The 20,971-nt window shown below is 69.4% G+C and carries 17 protein-coding genes, 1 tRNA gene and 2 pseudogenes; 7 read left to right on the top strand and 13 right to left on the bottom strand.

Going from position 1 to position 20,971, the window contains the following annotated elements:
- Positions 1-10: 10 nt before the first annotated feature.
- The 3 genes from grpE to AC4OXY_RS26995 all read right to left on the bottom strand — a co-directional run bounded on the left by grpE (position 11) and on the right by AC4OXY_RS26995 (position 3,637).
- The gene (grpE, locus tag AC4OXY_RS27005; protein ID WP_356029831.1) at positions 11-682 is read right to left on the bottom strand and encodes a nucleotide exchange factor GrpE; all 672 of its coding nucleotides are present in this window, start codon (positions 680-682) and stop codon (positions 11-13) included.
- Positions 682-2,523 (bottom strand): molecular chaperone DnaK, encoded by a 1,842-nt coding sequence (dnaK, locus tag AC4OXY_RS27000; protein WP_356029833.1) that lies wholly within the window; start codon positions 2,521-2,523, stop codon positions 682-684. Before dnaK ends, grpE begins: the two co-directional genes overlap by 1 nt.
- Positions 2,524-2,617: 94 nt before the next feature.
- Positions 2,618-3,637 (bottom strand): MraY family glycosyltransferase, encoded by a 1,020-nt coding sequence (locus tag AC4OXY_RS26995; protein ID WP_356029834.1) that lies wholly within the window; start codon positions 3,635-3,637, stop codon positions 2,618-2,620.
- A gap of 185 nt (positions 3,638-3,822) precedes the next feature.
- Between AC4OXY_RS26995 and AC4OXY_RS26990 the strand changes: the two genes are divergently transcribed.
- Entirely contained in the window at positions 3,823-6,105 is a 2,283-nt protein-coding gene (locus AC4OXY_RS26990) for a (Fe-S)-binding protein (RefSeq protein ID WP_491991206.1), read from the top strand.
- Positions 6,106-6,161: 56 nt separating this feature from the next.
- Here the strand turns inward: AC4OXY_RS26990 and AC4OXY_RS26985 are convergent, their stop codons facing one another.
- The gene (locus tag AC4OXY_RS26985; protein ID WP_376288000.1) at positions 6,162-6,818 is read right to left on the bottom strand and encodes a response regulator transcription factor; all 657 of its coding nucleotides are present in this window, start codon (positions 6,816-6,818) and stop codon (positions 6,162-6,164) included.
- Positions 6,782-8,083, bottom strand: coding sequence for a sensor histidine kinase (locus tag AC4OXY_RS26980; RefSeq protein ID WP_356029838.1), 1,302 nt, complete (start codon positions 8,081-8,083; stop codon positions 6,782-6,784). The genes AC4OXY_RS26985 and AC4OXY_RS26980 overlap by 37 nt, the downstream gene beginning before the upstream one ends.
- A gap of 171 nt (positions 8,084-8,254) precedes the next feature.
- Here AC4OXY_RS26980 and AC4OXY_RS26975 point away from each other — a divergent pair, with 171 nt between their 5' ends.
- Positions 8,255-8,974, top strand: a complete 720-nt coding sequence (locus tag AC4OXY_RS26975) for a VC0807 family protein (protein ID WP_362822381.1) — start codon at positions 8,255-8,257, stop codon at positions 8,972-8,974.
- A 47-nt stretch (positions 8,975-9,021) separates the two neighbouring features.
- Entirely contained in the window at positions 9,022-9,765 is a 744-nt protein-coding gene (locus AC4OXY_RS26970; RefSeq protein ID WP_356029841.1) for an SDR family NAD(P)-dependent oxidoreductase, read from the top strand.
- Positions 9,766-9,819: 54 nt separating this feature from the next.
- Here the strand turns inward: AC4OXY_RS26970 and AC4OXY_RS26965 are convergent, their stop codons facing one another.
- Positions 9,820-10,146, bottom strand: coding sequence for an antibiotic biosynthesis monooxygenase family protein (locus AC4OXY_RS26965; protein WP_356029843.1), 327 nt, complete (start codon positions 10,144-10,146; stop codon positions 9,820-9,822).
- Between the two features lie 151 nt (positions 10,147-10,297).
- Between AC4OXY_RS26965 and AC4OXY_RS26960 the strand changes: the two genes are divergently transcribed.
- On the top strand, positions 10,298-11,335 hold the full coding sequence (locus AC4OXY_RS26960) for a YIP1 family protein (RefSeq protein WP_356029845.1): 1,038 nt from the start codon (positions 10,298-10,300) through the stop codon (positions 11,333-11,335).
- Positions 11,336-11,410: 75 nt separating this feature from the next.
- Here AC4OXY_RS26960 and AC4OXY_RS26955 read toward each other — a convergent pair whose 3' ends face one another.
- The gene (locus AC4OXY_RS26955) at positions 11,411-11,932 is read right to left on the bottom strand and encodes a phosphoribosyltransferase (protein ID WP_356029846.1); all 522 of its coding nucleotides are present in this window, start codon (positions 11,930-11,932) and stop codon (positions 11,411-11,413) included.
- 13 nt (positions 11,933-11,945) lie between these two features.
- Positions 11,946-12,521 carry a dCTP deaminase gene (dcd, locus tag AC4OXY_RS26950; protein WP_071375215.1) on the bottom strand — a complete coding sequence of 192 codons (576 nt, stop codon included), beginning with the start codon at positions 12,519-12,521 and terminating at the stop codon, positions 11,946-11,948.
- A 562-nt stretch (positions 12,522-13,083) separates the two neighbouring features.
- Between dcd and AC4OXY_RS26945 the strand changes: the two genes are divergently transcribed.
- Positions 13,084-13,157 (top strand) — tRNA-Gly (locus AC4OXY_RS26945).
- A gap of 68 nt (positions 13,158-13,225) precedes the next feature.
- Here AC4OXY_RS26945 and AC4OXY_RS26940 read toward each other — a convergent pair.
- The 3 genes and pseudogenes from AC4OXY_RS26940 to AC4OXY_RS26930 all read right to left on the bottom strand — a co-directional run.
- Positions 13,226-13,888: pseudogene (locus tag AC4OXY_RS26940) on the bottom strand (tyrosine-type recombinase/integrase); the annotation flags it as partial.
- Positions 13,879-14,121 (bottom strand): annotated as a pseudogene (locus tag AC4OXY_RS26935) (replication initiator); the annotation flags it as partial. The pseudogenes AC4OXY_RS26935 and AC4OXY_RS26940, both read right to left, overlap by 10 nt.
- 281 nt (positions 14,122-14,402) lie before the next feature.
- Positions 14,403-15,341 carry a TolB family protein gene (locus tag AC4OXY_RS26930; protein WP_362822382.1) on the bottom strand — a complete coding sequence of 313 codons (939 nt, stop codon included), beginning with the start codon at positions 15,339-15,341 and terminating at the stop codon, positions 14,403-14,405.
- Positions 15,342-15,871: 530 nt separating this feature from the next.
- On the opposite strand from AC4OXY_RS26930, the gene AC4OXY_RS26925 reads away from it, so the two are divergent.
- Positions 15,872-16,558 carry a TNT domain-containing protein gene (locus AC4OXY_RS26925; RefSeq protein ID WP_356029849.1) on the top strand — a complete coding sequence of 229 codons (687 nt, stop codon included), beginning with the start codon at positions 15,872-15,874 and terminating at the stop codon, positions 16,556-16,558.
- Positions 16,559-16,597: 39 nt separating this feature from the next.
- A complete protein-coding gene (locus AC4OXY_RS26920) occupies positions 16,598-16,987 on the top strand; it encodes a hypothetical protein (RefSeq protein ID WP_491991205.1) in 390 nt (129 codons plus the stop codon).
- A gap of 1,136 nt (positions 16,988-18,123) precedes the next feature.
- Here the strand turns inward: AC4OXY_RS26920 and AC4OXY_RS26915 are convergent.
- Positions 18,124-19,395 carry an IS256 family transposase gene (locus AC4OXY_RS26915; protein ID WP_491991204.1) on the bottom strand — a complete coding sequence of 424 codons (1,272 nt, stop codon included), beginning with the start codon at positions 19,393-19,395 and terminating at the stop codon, positions 18,124-18,126.
- A gap of 143 nt (positions 19,396-19,538) precedes the next feature.
- Positions 19,539-20,825: an MFS transporter gene (locus AC4OXY_RS26910; protein WP_491991203.1), complete on the bottom strand. Its 1,287-nt coding sequence runs from the start codon at positions 20,823-20,825 to the stop codon at positions 19,539-19,541.
- Positions 20,826-20,971 lie beyond the last annotated feature (146 nt).

The raw sequence follows: 20,971 nt of genomic DNA, 5'->3' as shown, positions 1-20,971 counted from the left end.
GGTGATGACGTCAGCCCTCCTCCGGGCCACCGTTCTCCTTGTCGTCGCCGGCACCGGCCTTCTTCGCCTCGGACGTGTCCTCGGCTCCGTCGGCCTTGACGGTCTGCGCGCCGGGCTGCGGCTCGGCGACGGCCACCCGCGCGGGGCGGATGGTGCGCTCGCCGATGCGATACCCGGGCTGGAGAATCGCGACGCAGGTCGTCTCGGTGACGTCCGGCGCGTAGGAGTGCATCAGGGCCTCGTGGATCGTCGGGTCGAAGGGCTCGCCCTCCTTGCCGAACTGCTGGAGGCCCAGCTTGGCCGCCACGGTCTCCAGCGACTCGCCGACCGACTTGAAGCCGCCGACCAGTTCGCCGTGTTCCCGCGCGCGGCCGATGTCGTCGAGCACGGGCAGAAGCTCGGTCAGGAGGTTCGCGACGGCGATCTCCTTGACCGTGATCCGGTCCCGCTCGACCCGGCGGCGGTAGTTCTGGTACTCGGCCTGGAGGCGCTGGAGGTCCGCCGTGCGCTCGCCGAGCGCCGTGCGCACCTGGTCCAGCTGGGCCACCAGGCCCACGTCTGCGGTTCCGTCCCCGGCCGGGGCCGCCCCCTTCTCGGGGGCGGCCTTCGGCTCGGCGTCGTCGGGGGTCGCGCCGGAGGGGACGTCGGGCTTCTCCTCGAAGCCCGGGGTCTCCTCCGACATCACGCGGCACCCTTCGGCTTCTCGTCGTCCACGATCTCGGCGTCGACGACATCGTCCTCGGCCTTGGCCTGCTGGGCGCCCTCGGCACCCGCAGCGCCCTGCGCGGCCTGGGCGTCGGCGTACATGGCCTGGCCCAGCTTCTGCGAGACGGCCGCGACCTTCTCGGTGGCCGTGCGGATCTCGGCGGTGTCGTCGCCCTTGAGCTTCTCCTTCAGCTCGGCGACGGCGGCCTCGACCTCGGTCTTGATCTCGCCCGGGACCTTGTCCTCGTTGTCCTTGAGGAACTTCTCGGTCTGGTAGACGAGCTGCTCGCCCTGGTTGCGGGACTCGGCGGCCTCGCGGCGGCGGTGGTCCTCCTCCGCGTACTGCTCGGCCTCCTGGCGCATCCGGTCGACCTCGTCCTTCGGCAGCGAGGAGCCGCCGGTGACGGTCATCTTCTGCTCCTTGCCCGTGCCCAGGTCCTTGGCGGTCACGTGCATGATCCCGTTGGCGTCGATGTCGAAGGACACCTCGATCTGCGGGACACCGCGCGGGGCCGGCGGCAGACCGGTCAGCTCGAACATGCCGAGCTTCTTGTTGTACGCCGCGATCTCGCGCTCGCCCTGGTAGACCTGGATCTGCACCGACGGCTGGTTGTCCTCGGCCGTCGTGAAGATCTCCGAACGCTTCGTCGGGATCGTGGTGTTGCGCTCGATCAACTTGGTCATGATGCCGCCCTTGGTCTCGATGCCGAGGGACAGCGGGGTCACGTCGAGGAGCAGGACGTCCTTGACCTCACCCTTGAGGACACCGGCCTGGAGCGAGGCGCCGATGGCGACGACCTCGTCCGGGTTCACACCCTTGTTGGCCTCCTTGCCGCCGGTCAGCTCCTTGACGAGCTCGGCGACGGCGGGCATACGGGTGGAGCCACCGACGAGGACGACGTGGTCGATCTCGTTGATGGAGATGCCGGCGTCCTTGATGACGTTGTGGAACGGCGTCTTGCAGCGCTCCAGCAGGTCGGCCGTCAGCTGCTGGAACTGGGCGCGGGTGAGCTTCTCGTCCAGGTGCAGCGGGCCCTCGGCGGACGCCGTGATGTAGGGCAGGTTGATCGAGGTCTCGGTGGACGAGGACAGCTCGATCTTGGCCTTCTCGGCGGCCTCACGCAGGCGCTGGAGGGCCATCTTGTCCTTGGACAGGTCCACGCCGTGGCCGGACTGGAACTGCTTGACCAGGTAGTCGACGACGCGCTGGTCCCAGTCGTCACCACCGAGGTGGTTGTCGCCGTTGGTGGCCTTCACCTCGACGACGCCGTCGCCGATCTCCAGCAGGGACACGTCGAAGGTGCCGCCGCCGAGGTCGAACACGAGGATCGTCTGGTCGTCCTTGTCGAGGCCGTACGCCAGCGCGGCGGCGGTCGGCTCGTTGACGATGCGCAGGACGTTCAGGCCCGCGATCTCGCCGGCCTCCTTGGTCGCCTGACGCTCGGAGTCGTTGAAGTACGCCGGGACGGTGATGACCGCGTCGGTCACCTTCTCGCCCAGGTAGGCCTCGGCGTCGCGCTTCAGCTTCTGCAGGATGAAGGCGCTCATCTGCTGCGGGTTGAACTGCTTGCCGTCGAGCTCGATCTTCCAGTCCGTGCCCATGTGGCGCTTCACGGAGCGGATGGTCCGGTCCACGTTCGTGACCGCCTGACGCTTGGCGACCTCGCCGACGAGCACCTCGCCGTTCTTGGCGAAGGCGACGACGGACGGCGTGGTCCTGGCGCCCTCGGCGTTGGTGATGACGGTGGGCTCGCCGCCCTCCAGAACGCTGACGACGGAGTTAGTCGTGCCCAGGTCGATGCCGACCGCACGTGCCATGGTTGATTCCTCCAGCTGACTTGAGTGGAACGGACTCAAGTGTGCACGACTCCCCGCGCACGGTCAACAGACCTGAGTCGAGAGGGCTCAAGTCTTATCCGTTCCTTACACGCAACTGGCCGCTGACCTGCATGGTTTCCGTCCCCCGGGACCGCTGGACAGGGATACGAAGGAGTACGCCGACGACGAGCAACGCCCCTCCGGCCACCCACAGCGCGGCCTCCTCCCCCGTCCACCCGGTGTGCACGAGCACCCCCACGAGCACCGTGGAGAAGGAACCGGCGCCCAGCAGCACGACGGAGCCCGCCGGGGTGAGCCCGAGCCGGCGCAGCCGGTGTGCGAGATGGTCGGGGCCGCGCCGCAGCAGCGGCCGGCGGGCCAGCAGCCGGGCGAGCGCGACGAGCAGCGCGTCGGCGACGGCGACGGCGCCGAAGCACGCCGTCACGGCCGAGCTCGCCGCGAGGCCGTAGCCCGCGCGCGTGAGGACGAGCGACGACGCCAGCAGGAAGCCGGTGAACAGCGCGCCGCAGGAGCCGAGCCCGATCCGCGCGGGCGGCCAGTTGTGCATCAGGAAGCCGGTCAGGGCGGCGGCGAACACGCTCAGCAGCGCGGCGAGCCCGTCCAGCACCTCGGCGGCGGCACAGGCCCCGGCCCCGAAGGCGGTGATGACCCCGACGGTCCCCGCCAGCCCGTCCACGTGGTCGAGGCCCTTGAAGGCGAGGGAGGCGGCGACGATCCAGCCGATGGCGAGGAGCCCGCCCGCCGCGCCCGTCTCCTCGTACGGCACGACACAGACCGCCGCCACGGCCGTACCGGCGACGAGCACGCGCGCGCGTAGCCGCCACACGTCGGCGAACAGGCCGAGCGCGGCGAGCGCGGCGGCGACGACCAGCAGCCGGCCGACCCCGTCCCCGAGCGGGGCGATCCGGGTCGACTCCCCGACCCAGGCGACGAGACACGTGACGGTCACCACGGCGAGCCCGCCGAGCAGCGGCATCCGGCGCTGCATACGCCGGTCGACAATGCCCGCCCGCAGCGCGACCCCCCGCAGCAGCGCCGTGAGCACGGCGGTCAGCAGGAGGGCGGCGGTGGCGGCGGCGATCCCGTAGAGCACTGCACCACGGTAGGGGCGAAAGTATCAAATCGGTATGAATAACACGATCCGATTGCTGCTCGGCGACCCAGATCACCCCGTGCTGTACTGCATCCCGGCGGAAGATGGAGGTAGTCTCGGACGGACTCCATAAGTTACCGCTTAGTAATGTTGCCCAGCTGACTCAGGCCGCCTCAGGAGCCCCAATGCAACTCGCCGCGATCATCGTGTCGCTGGTCCTGATCGTGGTCGGCGTGGCACTGTTCGGCCGCGCCCTCCTCCAGATCTACAACTTCATGCGGCTCGGCCAGCCGGTGCCGGCCGGGACGCGGACCGACGACCCCGCTCAGCGCACCCTCACCGTGGCCCGGGAGTTCGTCGGCCACACCCGGATGAACCGCTGGGGCGTCATCGGCGTGGCGCACTGGTTCGTGGCGATCGGCTTCTACACGCTGCTGCTGACGATCGTCAACGCCATCGGCCAGCTCTTCAAGGCCGACTGGATCCTGCCGGTCATCGGCGACTGGGCGCCGTACAACGTCTTCGTCGAGTTCATCGGCACGACGACGATCCTCGGCATCGCGATCCTGGTCGTGGTCCGCCAGCTGAGCAAGGCGAACAAGCCGGGCCGCAAGTCCCGCTTCGCCGGCTCCAACACCGGCCAGGCGTACTTCGTCGAGACCGTCATCCTCATCGTGGGCGTCTGCATCTTCATGCTGCACGCCCTCGAAGGCGCCCAGCACCACGTCGACGGCTACGAGGCCTCCTTCTTCGTCTCGTACCCGGTCGTGGCGTGGCTGAAGGGCATGGACGCCGCCACGCTCCAGAACCTCACCTACTTCTTCGCCGGCCTGAAGATCGCGACCTCCTTCATCTGGATGATCGTGGTCGGCCTGAAGACCGACATGGGTGTCGCCTGGCACCGCTTCCTCGCGTTCCCGAACATCTGGTTCAAGCGCAACGCCACCGGCGAGACCTCGCTGGGCGCCCTGCTCCCGATGACCTCCGGCGGCAAGCCGATCAACTTCGAGGACCCGGGCGAGGACGACGTCTTCGGCGTCTCCCAGATAGAGCACTTCTCCTGGAAGGGCCTGCTGGACTTCTCCACCTGCACCGAGTGCGGCCGCTGCCAGTCGCAGTGCCCCGCCTGGAACACCGGCAAGCCGCTCTCCCCCAAGCTGCTGATCATGTCCCTGCGGGACCACGCCCACGCCAAGGCGCCGTACCTGCTGGCCGGCGGCGGCAAGAACGCGGAGGGCGAGGAGAAGGCGTCCGAGGAGCAGCTCAAGGACGTCCCCGCGTCGGCGCTCGCCGAGGCCGAGCGCCCGCTGATCGGCACCGCCGAGGAGAACGGCGTCATCGACCCGGACGTCCTGTGGTCCTGCACCACCTGCGGCGCCTGCGTCGAGCAGTGCCCCGTCGACATCGAGCACGTCGACCACATCGTCGACATGCGCCGCTACCAGGTCATGATCGAGTCCGCGTTCCCGTCCGAGGCGGGCACGATGCTCAAGAACCTGGAGAAGAAGGGCAACCCCTGGGGCCTGGCGAAGAAGCAGCGCCTGGAGTGGACCAAGGAGGTCGACTTCGAGATCCCGGTCGTCGGCAAGGACATCGAGGACCTCACCGAGGTCGAGTACCTGTACTGGGTCGGCTGCGCCGGTGCCCTGGAGGACCGCGCGAAGAAGACCACCAAGGCCTTCGCCGAGCTGCTGCACATCGCGGGCGTCAAGTTCGCGATCATGGGCGGGGACGAGAAGTGCACCGGTGACTCCGCCCGCCGCCTCGGCAACGAGCCCCTCTTCCAGGAGCTCGGCATGGAGAACGTGATGGCCCTCAACACCGCGTTCGGCGAGGAGCTGGACGACGAGGGCAAGGTCACCGCCGAGTCGAGGAAGCCGAAGTCGGCGAAGAAGATCGTCGCCACCTGCCCGCACTGCCTGAACACCATCGGCAACGAGTACCCGCAGCTCGGCGGCGACTACGAGGTCATCCACCACACCCAGCTGCTCCAGCACCTGGTCGACGAGGGCAAGCTCGTCCCCGTCACCCCGGTCGAGGGCATCATCACCTACCACGACCCCTGCTACCTGGGCCGCCACAACAAGATCTACACGCCCCCGCGCGAGATCATCGGCAAGGTCCCGGGCCTGCGGAACGAGGAGATGCACCGCCACAAGGAGCGCGGCTTCTGCTGCGGCGCCGGCGGCGCCCGGATGTGGATGGAGGAGCGCATCGGCAAGCGCATCAACAACGAGCGCGTCGACGAGGCCCTCTCCCTCAACCCGGACATCGTCTCCACCGCCTGCCCGTTCTGCCTCGTCATGCTGACCGACTCGGTCAACGGCAAGAAGAACGAGGGCAAGGCCAAGGAGTCCATCCAGGTCGTGGACGTCGCCCAGCTCCTCCTCGACTCCGTCAGGACGCCGGTCGACCCGGCGGGCGAGCCGGAGAGCGAGAACGAGCCGGAGCCCGAGCCGGTCAAGTAACAGCGGCTCGCTGACGTACGGCGCCCCCTGCCCGCACGGGCAGGGGGCGCCCTGTTTCACTCGCGCGGTGTGCCGTTCAGGTAGGCCAGGACGGCCAGCACCCGGCGGTTGGTCTCGTCCGAGGCGGTGATGCCGAGCTTGGCGAAGATGCTCGCCGAGTGCTTGCCGACGGCACTCTCGCTGACGAACAGCCGGGCGGCGACGGCCGCGTTGGAGTAGCCCTCGGCCATCAGCGCCAGCACCTCCCGCTCGCGCGGGGTGAGTGTGGCCAGCGGATCGTCGCGGCGCCGGCCGCCCAGCAGCTTGGCCACGACCTCCGGGTCCATCGCCGTACCACCGTCCGCGACGCGCCGTACGGCCTCCACGAACTCGGCGGCGCCGAGCACCCGGTCCTTGAGCAGATAGCCGACCCCGCCGGTGCCGTCCGCCAGCAACTCGCGCGCGTACAACTGCTCCACGTGCTGCGACAGCACGAGGACGGGCAGCCCCGGGCGGCTGCGCCGGGCCTCCAGCGCGGCCTGGAGGCCCTCGTCGGTGAAGGTGGGCGGCAGGCGTACGTCCACCACCGCGACGTCCGGCTCCTCCTCGGCCAGCGCCCGCCGCAGCTCCGGCCCGCTGGCCACGGCGGCGGCGACGGTGAACCCATGGGCCGTCAGGAGGGTGCAGAGCCCTTCCCTCAGGAGGAAGAGGTCTTCCGCGAGGACAACACGCACGGCAGCTCCATCGTCACCAGGGTGGGCCCTCCGTCCGGGCTGTCGATGCCGAGCGTACCGTCGAAGGCCGACAACCGGCGGCGGATGCCCCGCAGCCCGCTGCCGCCCGCCCCGAGCACGGGCCCGTCCTCCTCGTGCGCGCCCCCGCTCCCGTCGTCCCACACCGTGCAGCGCAACACCCCGCCGGTGTGGGCGAGTTCCACGCGCGCGTGCGTCGCGTCCCCGTGCCGGGCGGCGTTGGTGAGCAGTTCGGCGACGGCGAAGTACAGCGCCGCCTCGATCGGCCCCTCCGGGCGCCCCGGCAGCCCGTCGGCGTCCACCTCGGCCGCCAGCGGGGCGTCCAGGGCGAGCGCCCGCAGCGCGTCGACCAGCCCGCGCTCGGCCAGCACCGGCGGATGGATGCCCCGTACCAGCGCACGGAGTTCCGTGAGGGCGCGCGCCGAGCTCTCGCGCGTCTGCCGCACCAGCTCGCGCGCCCGCTCCGGATCGGTCTCCATCAGCGTCTCCAGCGCGCCGAGGGCGAGGCCCATCGCGACCAGCCGGGCCTGTGCGCCGTCGTGCAAGTCCCGTTCGATACGGCGTAGTTCGGCCTCACGGCTGTCCACGGCGGCCAGCCGGGTCTCGGTCAGCTCCGCGACCCGCTCGGCCAGCCGGCGCCGTTCCGCCTCGGCGGCGACCTCGGCGGCGACGGAGGGGGCCGGGCCGAGCAGCACGGGCAGCCAGCGGTCCGCGTGCAGCCGGGAGGCCGGACCGGACAGCCGCAGCGCCGCGTAGTACAGCAGCAGGCCGCCGGGGATCCCCACGGCCGGCCGGCTGGGCACGGGCCCGTCGAACAGGCCGCGATGGCTGTCGAAGAGCGCGGCGATGCCCGGGGCGAGCAGGCCGAACAGGCCGTACCAGGCCATCGCGGAGGGCACGAGCAGCAGCACCAGCGCGACCCAGGGCTCCAGCGCGAGGAAGACCAGGTCGCGGCGGTTCGCGGGGTCCTCGCGCGGCGGGCGGCCGGGGAGATAGGGGCTCGGCACCGCCGTACCGCCCCACCGTCCGGGCATCCTGCGGTAGTTGACGGTGAGCTTGCGCACGGCGCGCAGCGGCCCGCGCTCCGGGTCGTCTCCGCCGAGGAGCCGGACCGGCAGGGCGACACAGGCCACCGCGAGGGCCGCCAGGCCGCACCAGCCGATCGTCCAGCAGTACCCGAGCTGCCGGTGACGTCCGCCGAGGCGGCGCAGAGCGGCGGCACCGACGCGTCCGGCTGTGGTGGTCATGGGCCCAGTGTGGCGTGCCCGGCGGGCGGACGGGGTGTGCCCGGGCCCAGCGGGGGGTGGGCCTGGCCCCACCCCCGTTCGGCAGTTGGACACAAGGTCCGCGCGCCTCCTGCTCCGTAGCGTCGAAGACATCAAAACGCGAACGCGGAACTCGCAGGAGAGGGGAAGGACATGAGCGCGACGGACATGAACGCGGCGGAGGCGGCGGTGAACGAGCACGCGGGTTCCACGGGGGCGGGGTCCATCGGTGCGGGGTCGCCGAACAGGCTGCTGGTGCAGAGTCTGCTGCTGAACGTCGCCGCGCCGCTCGCCCTGTTCTACGGCCTGCGCGCGGCCGGCGTCGGCCTGTGGTGGGCGGTGGTGGCGAGCGCCGTACCGCCCACGGCGGAGGCGCTGCTGACCGTGGCGCGCGAGCGGCGCGTGGGGATGCTGGGCATCCTGGTGCTCAGCATGGTGGCCCTGGGCGCGGTGCTGTCGGCGGTGACGGGAAGCCCGCGGTTCATGTTCGCGAAGGACGGCTGGATGACGGGCGTCGTCGGGCTGGTGTTCCTGGGCACGCTGCTGCGCGGACAGCCGGTCATCTTCCGGCTCCTGTCATCCGTGGCACGCGGGGACCGGCGCGCCGAGCTGGAACGCAACTGGCGGACGTCACCGACCTTCCGCCGTCTGATGCGGCTGCTGACGGCGGTCTGGGGCGTGGGCCTGCTGCTGGACTCCGTCGTCCGGGTGGCGCTCGCCTACACCCTGCCGATCGACTCGGTGATGCTGGTCACCACGCTCCAGTACGTGGCGCTGTTCGTGGGCCTGGAGATCTTCAGCAGGCGCTACGGCCGGGCACCGTCCCGCATCGCCGCCATCCGCGACGAGGCCGCCACGGCGGCAGCGGCGTGAGCGGGGTGAGCGGGGTGAGCGGCAACCGACGAGAGAGGTCCGCGGACATGGCACAGGTGGTGGTGGTCACCGGGGCGGCGAGCGGGATCGGCGCGGCGGTCGCCCGGCACTTCGGCGGGCTGGGCGCGCGCGTGGTCGTCGCGGACGTCGACGAGGCGGGCGGCAGGGCCGTGGCTCGTGAGGTGGACGGCCTGTTCGTCCGCACCGACACCACGCGGGAGGCCGACAACCTCGCGCTGATCGACGCCGCCGTGGCGGCCTACGGCGGGCTGGACCTGGTGCACCTGAACGCCGGGATCGGCGACGGCGGCGGTTTCGGCGAGGACGACTACGACCCGGCACGCCAGCACCGGGTGCTGGCGGTCAACCTGCACGGCGTGATGTACGGCCTGCACGCGGCGCTGCCCGCGCTGGCCGCGCACGGCGGGGGCTCGCTGCTGGTGACCTCCAGCATGGCCGGGCTCGGGGCGGCACCCTTCGACCCGGTCTACGCGGCGACCAAGTACGGCGTGATCGGGCTGGTGCGCTCGCTCGCCCCGGCCTGGCAGGACAGGGGCGTGCGGATCAACGCGATCTGCCCGGGCCTGGTCCGCACGCCGATCCTGCGTCCGGAGGCCGTCGCATACGTCACCGGCCAGGGTCTCGCCCTGGCCGAGCCCGCCGAGATCGCGGCGTCGGTCGCCGGGATCACGGCGGGCGAGGAGACGGGACGGGCCTACGTCCTGCAAGCGGGCCGGTCTCCCGAGCCGGTGACCTTCCCGAAGCTGGAGCTGGCACGCGCCGACGACTGACCCGGGCCCCGGCCGGTCGCTTACGGCCTGTCGCTTACGACTGGTCGCGTGCGGCTAGTCCTGCTTGGGCCCCGCCTGCTGCACCACCTCGAAGGACCACAGGGTGGAACCGGAAGCAGCCGGCCGGGGCCGCTCGGCGCCCTCGCCGCCGCCCTGGTGCGCGGCCTTCATCGGCCCCTCCATCCAGGCCTGGAACGACGCGTCGTCCCGCCAGCGCGTGTACACGAGGTAGGTGTCGGTGCCCTCGACGGGCCGCAGCAGCTCGAACCACTCGAAGCCGTCGGAGTTCTCCACCGCGTGGGCGCGCGAGGCGAACCGCTTCTCCAGCACCTCCCGCTGCTCGGCGGGCACGGTCAGCACGTTGATCTTCACTACGCTCATGGCACCATCCTGGCCCAGTCCGCCCCGCCCGGCCCGGCCGGGGCGCCCTTCTCGGCCCCCGCCGGCCCGCCCCGCGGCGGTCCGGGGCCGGGCAAAACCGGGGGAACCCCTGATGAACCCCGGGACCGGTCCGCTGACGGCCCCTTAGGGGATGTCACAGGTCGGCCGCAAAGGCGGGCCCGGACGCCCGGGCCGGGCACGTCACTCTCCGGGACCAGGTACGTTCGATGACGTGGCTGGATTCAGGATCGGACGCGGGGGCCGGGACAACCGCACCCCCCAAGGACAGCAGGTACCGCAGGCACCGCAGGGGGCGCCGCACGGCCGCCCGGGACCGCGGTACGGGCAGCCGTCGGGGCCGTCGTACGGCTACCCGTCGGCGCCGCAGCCGCCGTACCCGCAGGCGCAGCAGTACGGCCGCCCGGGCCCGTCCCACGGCTACGCCGGCCCGGGCGAGGACGGCCCGGAGTACTTCGGCGACGGCGGCTACCAGAGCCCGCCCGGTGCCGGCCGCAGGGCGCCGCACGATCCGTACGCGGCCGACAACCCGGGCCACACCCAGGCGTTCTCGGTCGACGAGGCCGCCGACTACACCCGGGGCTCGACCTACCAGGCCGGCTCGGCCGCCGCGCCCGCGGCCCCGCTCGGCCCGCCCCTGCACTGGAAGGAACTGCTGAAGGGGATCATCACCTCCCCCAACCAGACCTTCCTGCGCATGCGGGACTACACGATGTGGGCGCCGGCCCTCATCACGACGTTCCTCTACGGCCTGCTCGCCGTCTTCGGCTTCGACACCGCCCGCAAGGACGCGATCGACTCCCCGTTCTCCACCACGGTGCCGATCGTCCTGATCACGGCGGTCGTGATGGTGCTGGGCCTGTTCGTCCTGGGCGTGGTCACCCACACCCTGGCCCGCCAGCTCGGCGGCGACGGCGCCTGGCAGCCGACGGTCGGCCTGTCCATGCTGATCACGGCCGTCACGGACGCGCCCCGCCTGCTGGTCGCGATGTTCGTCGGCGGCGACGCGAGCTTCGTCCAACTCCTCGGCTGGGCCACCTGGATCGGCGCGGGCGCCCTGCTGACCCTGATGGTCTCCCGCTCCCACGACCTGCCCTGGCCGAAGGCACTGGGCGCGTCGGCGATCCAGCTGATCGCCCTGCTGTCGATCGTGAAGCTGGGCACGTTCTAGATCCCGGGAACGGCATGCGAAAGGGCCCCCGGCACTGCCGCCGGAGGCCCTTTTCCGTACCCGGAACCGAACGGGTCAGGCGTCGAGAACCTGCCCGGCCCGCTTCACGACGGGCGGCAGGACACTCCACGGGAAGTTGATCCAGTCATCCGTCCGCTTCCACACGTACTCGCACTTCACGAGGGAGTGGGACTTCTCATAGATCACCGCGGAGCGCACCTCGGCGACGGTGTCGAGGCAGAAGTCGCGCACGAGCTTCAGGGTCTTGCCGGTGTCCGCGACGTCGTCGGTGATCAGCACCTTCTTGTCGGAGAAGTCGATCACGTTGGGGACGGGCGCGAGCATGACCGGCATTTCCAGGGTGGTCCCCACCCCGGTGTAGAACTCGACGTTCACGAGGTGGATGTTCTTGCAGTCCAGCGCGTAGGCCAGCCCACCGGCGACGAACACCCCGCCCCGGGCGATGCTGAGCACGATGTCGGGCTCGTACCCGTCGTCGGCGATGGTCTGCGCCAGTTCGCGCACGGCGCCGCCGAACGCGTCGTACGTCAGGTTCTCCCGCACGCCCCGGGTCTCCACGCCCTGCGTCTCACTCATGCTTCTGCTGCCCTCACACCTGGGTCCGATGGAAATTGACGTAGGACCGCGAGGCGGTCGGCCCGCGCTGCCCCTGGTAGCGGGAGCCGTAGCGCTCGCTGCCGTACGGGAACTCGGCGGGCGAGGTCAGCCGGAACATGCACAGCTGGCCGATCTTCATCCCCGGCCAGAGCTTGATCGGCAGCGTGGCGAGGTTGGAGAGCTCAAGCGTGACGTGACCGCTGAAGCCGGGGTCGATGAACCCGGCGGTGGAGTGCGTGACCAGCCCGAGCCGCCCCAGCGAGGACTTCCCCTCAAGTCGCGACGCGAGATCGTCGGGCAGGGAGATGACCTCGTACGTCGAGGCGAGCACGAACTCCCCGGGATGCAGGATGAACGGCTCGTCGCCCTCCGGCTCGACCAGCCGGGTCAGATCGGGCTGCTCGACCGAGGGGTCGATGTGCGGGTACCGGTGGTTCTCGAACACCCGGAAGTACCGGTCCAGCCGCACGTCAACGCTCGACGGCTGCACCATGGATTGGTCGTAGGGATCGATCCGTACCCGCCCGGCGTCGATCTCGGCCCGGATGTCCTTGTCTGAGAGAAGCACGTAGCGAGGATACGCAAGGCGCGCGGAGCCGTGACAATCGTGACGACTCCGCGCGCCAGGGTTACCGCCCGCGCCGCCTCCACGACGGCGCCCCTGCCTCTTCTGTCGCTTTCCTTCGCTACCGCTGCTTCTCCAGGGCGACCGGCACCACACTGCGGAGCCGGGTGCACCGGGGACACCTCATGAGCCGACCGGGGCCGAGCCGCTCGGCCTGCTGCATCGGGAACGAAGCGGCGCTGAAGACGTGCCCGTCCGCACAACGGACGACGGTGCGTTCCATCAAGTCCCTTAAGTCCCTTCCCCAAGAGCCCCGTCGGGCGTGACCGACCCGACGACAAAAGGCACATTACGGGATCAAAGAGACGACTCTCCAGGCGGCGCTCCGGCCCCGCCCGCGCCCTCCTCCAAGCCTCCACGGTACGCCCCAACTCCGGCCACCCGCAGCCGGATCCCACCCCTGAAACAGACTCAGACCCCTGGGCCCGGGCACCAGGGGTCTGCGATGTTGTACAGTGAGCATCGTCCGGACCTCGACTCCCCGAGCCGACCCGTCCGTACTTACGCGGGTGTAGTTTAATGGTAGAACATCAGCTTCCCAAGCTGAGAGCGCGAGTTCGATTCTCGTCACCCGCTCCACGCAAAACCCCCAGGTCAGAGACCCGGGGGTTCTTTGTTGTCTAGACCGGTGGGCGGGGGTTGCACCATTAGCCCGCCGATGACTCCGGCTTGTGGTGCAGGCCGTTGCCCTTGTGGTGCTTCGCACGCTCGGTGCGGACCATGCCGTCGAGGCCGGCGCGGACGATCGTGTCTTTCAGGGTGGCGCCCGATCGAGTCGAGAGCGTGTGTCCGGTGTGACGAAGGTCGTAGAAGCGGAAGCCGTCCGGCAGGCCGACGGCTAGACGCGCCCGCCGCCACTTCCGTCCGAAGGAGGTACGGCGGAAGGGCGCCCCCTCACCGACGAACAGAAGGCCGGCCGGTCCCTTCTCAGCGAACCAGTCGAGGTGCCGCCTCACGTCCTTGTGGAGGAAGGCCGGGAGGACGACGGTACGCACGCCTGCATCGGACTTGGTCTCGCCAGGAGCCCGCTTGCCGTTGGTGCGTTCCGGCTCGGCGACGCGGACGCGCATCACCAGATTGTCGAGGTCGACATCCCGACGGCGGAGGCCCGCCAGTTCCTCCGGGCGCATCGGGCCGTACGCGCCGAGGTGGGCCATGAGCCGCCGGCGGATCCCGGTCGCATCGGCGAGCGCATCAACCTGGGCGACGGCGGCGATACGGCGTTCGGTAGCCGACTCCTTGCCCGCGCCCTTGATCCGGCGCGGGTTGCGGCTGATCAACTCGTCACCGACGGCCGTCTCCATTTCAGCGGGCGATCGAGAGCGCCCGTCGCGGTCTCGGAACCCTTTCTGGCGTACTTGGCGATGTACGCCGCCACGGCTCGCGCGGTCAGCTCCTGGCCGTCGCTGAACTCGGCGGACCGGATGGTACGGACGTCGAGTTGGTGGCCGAAGGCGAAGGTGCGGGGTCGGCTGTCGATCACCGGGCCCTCGACGTGAACCTTGGCGGCAGCGGCCTTGATGAGCATGGTCAGCACGATCGCTCACCGGGTCGTGGTCCACGACAGCGACGGCGGCCACACGGTCACCGCGGAACTCTTTGCGCAGCCGGGCCCAGAGGGACGGCCATGCTGACGTCGGCCCTTGCTGAGGGCCTACCTGCGGGCGGGCAGTACGGCTCGTATCAGTGCTGGGCCGCCGCCTACCCCTTGCCCGAAGTCCGCTCCATCACGCTGGGGTCGCACGCGGCCGTGTCCGTAGTGGCGTACGGGATGGGAGCCGGGGGGCGTGGTGGGCTAGGGGGGCGACGCGGAGTTCTGCGCGGCTACTCCGTCCACTCCGTCAGGGTCCCGCCGGTCGCGGCGACCGTCCGGAAGTTGCTGCCATCCGCGTTGACCGCGTAGATGCCCTGTACACCGGCGTTCGGGTCGTAGCCGGAGAAGGCGATCTGGCTGCCGTCCGGGGAGAAGACGGGGGTCTGGACGTCCGTGAGCCCGGTGGGCCAGGTTGTGGGGTCGACGAGGTTCGTCACCTGTCCGGTGGCGACGTCGATGGCGTTCAGGCCGTTCTGCGTGGCGTACACGATGCGCGTACCGTCCGGGGACCAGGTGAGCGGTGTCGACCATGCCTGGTGATCGGTGGTGACCTGGACGACGGCCCGGGTGGCCAGGTCCATGACGTACACGTCGGGGCCGTACTGCGTGCTGCCGTCCGCTGCCACGTACGAGGTGTCGCGGATGAACGCGATCTCACCGCCGGCGGGCGAGAATTTTCCATCCCCGCCGTCGGTCAGCGTCTGGAGTCCGGTGCCGTCGGTGTTGACCATGCCGAGGCCGTGGGGGGAGTCGAAGATGATCTGCTTGCCGTTCGGCGACCAGTCCGGATGGATGACGTAGTCGTCTGTGGCGTCGCCCTCGCCCTGGATTGCGTGGACCAGGAGCTGCTGGTTGGTGCCGTCCGCGTTGGATGTCATCAGATCGGGTTGCCACACGCAGCCGCCTTCGGGCTGCTGGACGCATGGGCCGTTGTCGTAGAGGTAGGCGATCTGTTTGCCGTCGGAGGAGTAGACGGCTTGCTGGCCGTTCGCCACGGTGCCGGTCACCGAACCGCCGGCAGGGTTGATCGCGACGGTCGTCTGTCCGGCCGACACGATGAGACTGCCGTTGGTTGTCGAGTCGAGCGTTGCCGCCGATGCGCTGCCGATGACGGGCAGGCTCAGAGCGATTGCCAGGCTGATCGACAGCCCAGGGCGTGAAAGCCGCATGTGCGCTCTTTCTCTGAAGAGGCCCGGAGGCCTCCGGGTCTGGAGGGCCGATGTTTCGAACCCTCATACGATGAGCGCGACGGGACTCGCTGACGTCACACCATTCGCACAGGCCGCCGCTCCGACCCACTCCAACAGTGGCTATGTCTGCTTTGGTGTCCGTCCTCAAGGGGTGGTCAGCGATGGTGCTGTACAGCAGCGGAGTACAGCAACCACGGCAACCATCCATGGCCGGCAGTGATTTTGAGGGACCTCACAGCGACCTGCAGGGCCCGGTCGACCGATCTCTGTAGAGCTACGGATCAGATGGCGCTCGCGCCCTGCCCACCCGTTGCATCGCCCCCGGTCTTCGACCATCCGAGGAATTCGGCTCATCGGTTCGGGTGACTATCTGCGGCTCCTTCACCTCTCAGGCATATGCCGCGCGTGAACTGAGCCCTGTAACACGATGAGGCGGTCAGCCGGTCACCACAGCCGACCGACCGCCCCCACGCGGCGCCTGTCGGCGCCGGAAGAGAAAGGGAGACCGGATGCGCGTACTGCGCGCTTTCGTGGGGAGCGTCCTCGCTTCGCTCCTCCTGCTGGTCGGCATCTCACCGGCCACGGCCCACGCAGACCACCTCCGGGCGGGGAACGAATCCCACTGCCCGACGACGCACCGCAGCCGCGGGAACAACTCCGCGCCGACGACGGCGTACCAGCGCTACTACCTCAACGACTGGCGGCTGGGGCCGACTTACCTCCCCCGGACAGGCGCCCTCGGCAAGATGCTGAGGGGCTATCACCGCACGGACGGCACCTCCGCCTACTGGTTCCTCGGATGCTACTGGCAGACGGATCCCCAGACAGGGAAGTCGGGCTGGTGGTATCCCGACAACAACGGGTTCGTGCTGAAGAACGGCAAGCCGGTGAAGCACTCCGTGACGCTGCGCAAGGGCCAGCTGGTCGACCTCTTCGGCAGCGGCTTCGGCAACTTTCTCGCCCCCGCAGGCACGCCGTACGCCAAGCGCGCGATCCCGCCAAGCAATCTCGACACCTACGTCAACACGTACCCGTTCAGCTACCACCTCTACAAGGTCCTCCAGCCGTTCACCGTCGACGCCGGCCCGATCAGGCCCTGGTTCGGCCAGCCCGGCCTGGGCCTCCAGTACGTGACAAAGCCGACTATCCCCATGCTCATCAACGCGTACAAACTGGAAGAACTGCATGTGACCTGACGAGACCAGGCCCGGGGTGGCCGCGGATCTACCCGGTCGGTGGCCACCTCTGAGGCAGACGATGGGACGGACCTGATGGACAGCGCAGAACTCGTTGAAAGGCTCCGCGAGGCTGACGTTCCAGAGGCGTTCTACGACATCCCTGGTGTCCACGACGCGCCCATCCAGCTGGATGCCTACTACTTCCTGTGTCGTGAGGTCGATGGCTGGACCGTGGGGCTGCGCCAACGCTCACAGGACAGCGTCATGCGGAGTTTCGCCACCGAGACCGAGGCATGCGCGTACCTCTACGACACGCTCGTCCAGTTGCCGCCTCCCCCCTCCGGGCCGGCGCAGCCCCTGGAGGAACTCCTTGCGAACTCCGAAGAGATCCAGCGGCAGGCGTGGGAAGACTTCGATCGTCACCGTGGGGCAGCTGACGACGGTTGAATCCTGAGCCGTCGAGAAGCGGCGCAGCACGAGCCACGGCCCGGCTGGCGGGCTTCCATGATGGACCTGCCGGAGAGGCCGGACACCGACACCGCTCCACCCCAGGTCAGCAGAGCGATCGGCCCCGGATCACCTGAGCTTCCCAAGCTCAGGTCTCGTTGTCTTGCTCAGGGCGAGGGCGTGAAGCCGGCAGACAGGTCCAGGCAGAACGGTGCGCCAGGCTCAGTTGGGGTCTATCCCTCGCGAAGGGCGAGGTCGACGGCGTGGGCGACGTCGGAGGGCAGCACGGGCTTGGCCTCACGTCTCAACCAGCCACTCGGATGCGGCTGGTTGGTGATGACCACGAGTGTCGTCCCCTGGACCTCTGGAAGCTCGACCGCGAACGTGCAGCAGACCCTCCGTCCCGTTCAGCACGTCCACGGCCGTTCAACAGTGGCCCCTCAGTGGATCACAAAGGCACAAGCCGGGACATAGTGAGGGACACGAGGACACAAGCGGGGACACGTGTGTGGGGACAAACATGCCAACAAGCAGCCACACATGCCGCCGAGCAGGGAGAACGCAGGAGGCCACCCGCGTGTCCGTAGGAAGAGGCGCGGGTGGTTGATGGCCCAACCTCTCGGTGGCCAGAATGACCGCCGCTGACCGATCTCTGTAGAGCTACGGATCAGATGTTGCCCGTGCCCGATGGCACAAGAAGCCACGAGGAGCATCGGGCAGTCGCGGCAGCGGATCACGAGAATGGCCCTCGGCCAAATACCCAGGTCAGGGGCCATTCTCCAGGTTCAACTCCGCTGAGCAAACGACTACGAGACGCGTATCCGACTGTCACTGAGGACGTCCGAAGCCGCAGCGCGGAGGCCTTTCAAGGCCTGGTACAGCAGGTGTTCGCGCTCAGCGGCGGGCGCGGTGTCCGCAGCCTTGCGGGATGTGTCGGCCGCATGGGCGTCACGCACCATCCGCCGCATGACCTCGGCTAGGTGGTCGGCTGCATGCACCGCACGGTAGAGCGCTCCACCACGGACGGCGGACCTTCGAGGATCACGAACTCGGCAGCCCGGTGAACGCCGCGGACCTGGGCGTCGAAGCGCTCCATCTTCTGGACGCGTACGGAACTTTGTGTAAGTCCTCGGATTTCACTTGGTGTTGAGCCGGTCCTCGAAGAAGAGTGAGAACTGGTTCAGTGCCTTCTTCCAGTGTGCCGCGACGTGGTTGACATCGCGTGCTCTGGGGGTGATCTGCTCGCGGACGGCGAGGTAGAGCACCTTCAGCGCGGCTTGTTCCGAGGGGAAGTGGCCGCGGTTGCGGGTGGCCTTCCGCAGCCGTGCGTTGATCGATTCGATCAGGTTCGTCGAGTAGACGACCTTCCTTATCTCCGGCGGGAAGGCGAGGTAGGGGGTGAATTCGCTCCACGCGGCCTGCCAGGTCCTCACGATCGCGGGATACCTCTGGCCCAGCTCGCCCGCGGCGAAGTCGGCGAGGGCCTGCTCGGCCGCCTGCTCGGTCGGGGCGGCATAGATGGCCTTCAGCTCCGAGACGAGCTTGGTGTGGTGCTGCTTGGAGGCGAACCTCAGCGAGGCACGGATCAAGTGGATCACACATGTCTGGACGGTGGCTTTGGGCCAGGTCGCGGTGACCGCGTCGGGCAGGCCCTTCAGCCCGTCGCAGGCCACGATGCACACGTCCTCGACGCCGCGGTTGCGGAGCTCGGACAACACGGTCATCCAGGTCGTGGCGCCTTCGCCCTCGTCGCCGGCCCACAGGCCGAGCACGTCCTTGCAGCCGTCCATGTCCACCCCGACGGCCAGGTAGACCGGCCGGGAGGCCACGGACCCGGAGCGGATCTTCACCCACAGCGCGTCGATGTAGATGATCGGCCAGACGGCGTCCAGCGGTCTGTTCTGCCATGCGTCGAGCTCGTCGGTGACGGCGTCGGTGACCTTGCTGACCAGGTCCGGTGAGACCTGGACGCCGTACAGGCCGGCCAGGTGCGAGCGGATGTCGCGCACCGACATGCCGCGGGCATACAGCGACAGGACCTGCTCGTTGAAGCCCGCAAGTCGCCTGGCGTGCTTGGGTACCAGCTGAGGCGCGAAGGACCCGTCACGATCCCTCGGAACGGCCAGCGTGACCGCGCCGGCATCGGTCAGCACCGTCTTCAGCGATGTGCCGTTGCGGCTGTTGCCCGAGCCGCGGCCCGCGGGATCGTGCTTCTCGTATCCGAGGTGATCGGTCATCTCCGCGTCCAGGGCCCGCTCCAGCACGGCCCGGGTCACCTCTGTCAGCAGCCCGCCGTCACCCAGCAGGGCTGCGCCCGAGGCGTCGGCGCGGTCCAGCAGCCGCTCGACGACCTCATCCACGAGCTTGTCCTCGGCCGGTTCGACGGCCGGGATCTCGTTGTCGTTCATGTCCGTCCGTCCCGGCTGGCCAAAGGCCCCAGGTCAGAGCCCTGACCAGCCTGTCACATCACGGACTTACACGATCTTTCAGACACGCCCCATCTTCTCGTCGACTTGGGGAATGCGGCGAGAGGGGCCGTTTCTCATGTGGTTCACATGGTCAGGCGCCGGGCCCTTCCCGGGGCGCGGGTCGGGGCCGGCTCGGTGAGGGTGGCACGCAGGGCCTGGGCCGGGAGTTTCGGTTCGACCCGGAGCAGGCTGAGGCTGCCGACGAGGACGCCTGCGGCGAGCAGGCTCCAGGTCAGGGTCGCCGAGTGGGCGAGGAGTGCCGTGAAGAGGGCCGGGGCGGCGGACTTGGCGACCGACCAGGACAGGAAGTACGTCGACAGATAGCGGCCACGCGTTTCCTCGGGTGCGGCGTCGGCGGCGAGGGCGCCGGAGGTGGTGCTGTGCAGCAGTTCACCGCACGTGTAGAGGAGGGTGGCCACCGTCAGGCCGACGTACAGCCAGGGGCCCGTGCCGGCCTGGCCGAGCAGGGCGAAGCAGCCGAAGGCGGCGGCGAAGACGGCTCCGCCCGCGGCCGCGGCGCGGGTCCTGCGGGTGCGGACGAGTGCCTTGGTGACCAGGACCTGGGCGAGGGCGACGACCACAGTGTTGAGGGTGAACAGCAGCCCGGGGACCGAAGGCGACGCGTGCAGGGACTGGGTGACGTAGACGGGCAGGATGACGCTCAGCGAGGAGTAGCACAGGGCGAGGGGGACATTGGCCGCCGTCAGCCGCAGATAGGCGCGGTCGCGCAGGACGGTGCGGTAACCGGAGGGGGTGGGCGCCGTGCGGTCCTGCCCGGTGTGGCGCTGCCGGTGCGGCAGCCGCAGGGTGGCGATCAGCAAGGCTGCCACGGTCAGACCGATGCCACTGCCGAGGACCACGCTCTGGTAGGCCCAGTCGGCGCCGGCGCCGAGGACCAGACCAGCCAGCAGACCGCCGGTGCCCATCCCCGCGTTGCGCACGCTGTACTGGGCGGCGCGCAGCCGGTCCCGTTCCGCGCCCTGGGCCATCTCCGCGACCAGCGCCTGCACGCAAGCCTGGAAGGAGCGGTCGCCGATCGCGACCAGGGTGGCGGCGAGCAGGACCTGCCAGAAGGTGTGGACGAGCGGGTAGCACAGAAAGCCGACCGCGCGGACGAGGAAGCCCGTGACCACTGCGGTGCGGGCCCCGAAGCGGTCGATCGCCGTACCGGCCAGCAGGCTGACGGCGAGACCGAGGAGGGCGGCGACCGTCATTGCGGTGCCGATACGCGGCATCGACATATGAGTGACGTGGTGGAAGTAGAGCAGCGAGACGGGTACGTACAGGCCGCTGCCGACAGCCTCCGCGGAGATCGCCGCGAGATAGCGGTACCGGCTGACCGGGCCCGGGGTGGGAACTTCGTGGGGCAAGGCTTCTCCTCGGCTCTACGAGTGGCGAATTTTCGACGTCTCGCAGACTGCCGTGCCGGGCTCCTGTTCATGTCCCGCGTTCATACCGTAACGCTGAGTGATCGGTTAGGATCCCTGCTGCAAGCCTCTTACCTGGGGTTTTGAAA

This window comes from Streptomyces sp. HUAS MG56 (assembly GCF_058673395.1).
This window is presented reverse-complemented; position numbering and strand designations above follow the sequence as displayed.

What these genes read in the sequence shown, in the direction of transcription:
- AC4OXY_RS26955 (WP_356029846.1), bottom strand. Translation starts at nt 11,932, where the DNA reads ATGAGTGAGACGCAGGGCGTGGAGACCCGGGGCGTGCGGGAGAACCTG.
- AC4OXY_RS26990 (WP_491991206.1), top strand. Translation starts at nt 3,823, where the DNA reads ATGCAACTCGCCGCGATCATCGTGTCGCTGGTCCTGATCGTGGTCGGC.
- AC4OXY_RS26980 (WP_356029838.1), bottom strand. Translation starts at nt 8,083, where the DNA reads ATGACCACCACAGCCGGACGCGTCGGTGCCGCCGCTCTGCGCCGCCTC.
- AC4OXY_RS26975 (WP_362822381.1), top strand. Translation starts at nt 8,255, where the DNA reads ATGAGCGCGACGGACATGAACGCGGCGGAGGCGGCGGTGAACGAGCAC.
- dnaK (WP_356029833.1), bottom strand. Translation starts at nt 2,523, where the DNA reads ATGGCACGTGCGGTCGGCATCGACCTGGGCACGACTAACTCCGTCGTC.
- AC4OXY_RS26960 (WP_356029845.1), top strand. Translation starts at nt 10,298, where the DNA reads ATGTCACAGGTCGGCCGCAAAGGCGGGCCCGGACGCCCGGGCCGGGCA.
- AC4OXY_RS26915 (WP_491991204.1), bottom strand. Translation starts at nt 19,395, where the DNA reads ATGAACGACAACGAGATCCCGGCCGTCGAACCGGCCGAGGACAAGCTC.
- AC4OXY_RS26925 (WP_356029849.1), top strand. Translation starts at nt 15,872, where the DNA reads ATGCGCGTACTGCGCGCTTTCGTGGGGAGCGTCCTCGCTTCGCTCCTC.
- AC4OXY_RS26970 (WP_356029841.1), top strand. Translation starts at nt 9,022, where the DNA reads ATGGCACAGGTGGTGGTGGTCACCGGGGCGGCGAGCGGGATCGGCGCG.
- AC4OXY_RS26930 (WP_362822382.1), bottom strand. Translation starts at nt 15,341, where the DNA reads ATGCGGCTTTCACGCCCTGGGCTGTCGATCAGCCTGGCAATCGCTCTG.
- grpE (WP_356029831.1), bottom strand. Translation starts at nt 682, where the DNA reads ATGTCGGAGGAGACCCCGGGCTTCGAGGAGAAGCCCGACGTCCCCTCC.
- AC4OXY_RS26965 (WP_356029843.1), bottom strand. Translation starts at nt 10,146, where the DNA reads ATGAGCGTAGTGAAGATCAACGTGCTGACCGTGCCCGCCGAGCAGCGG.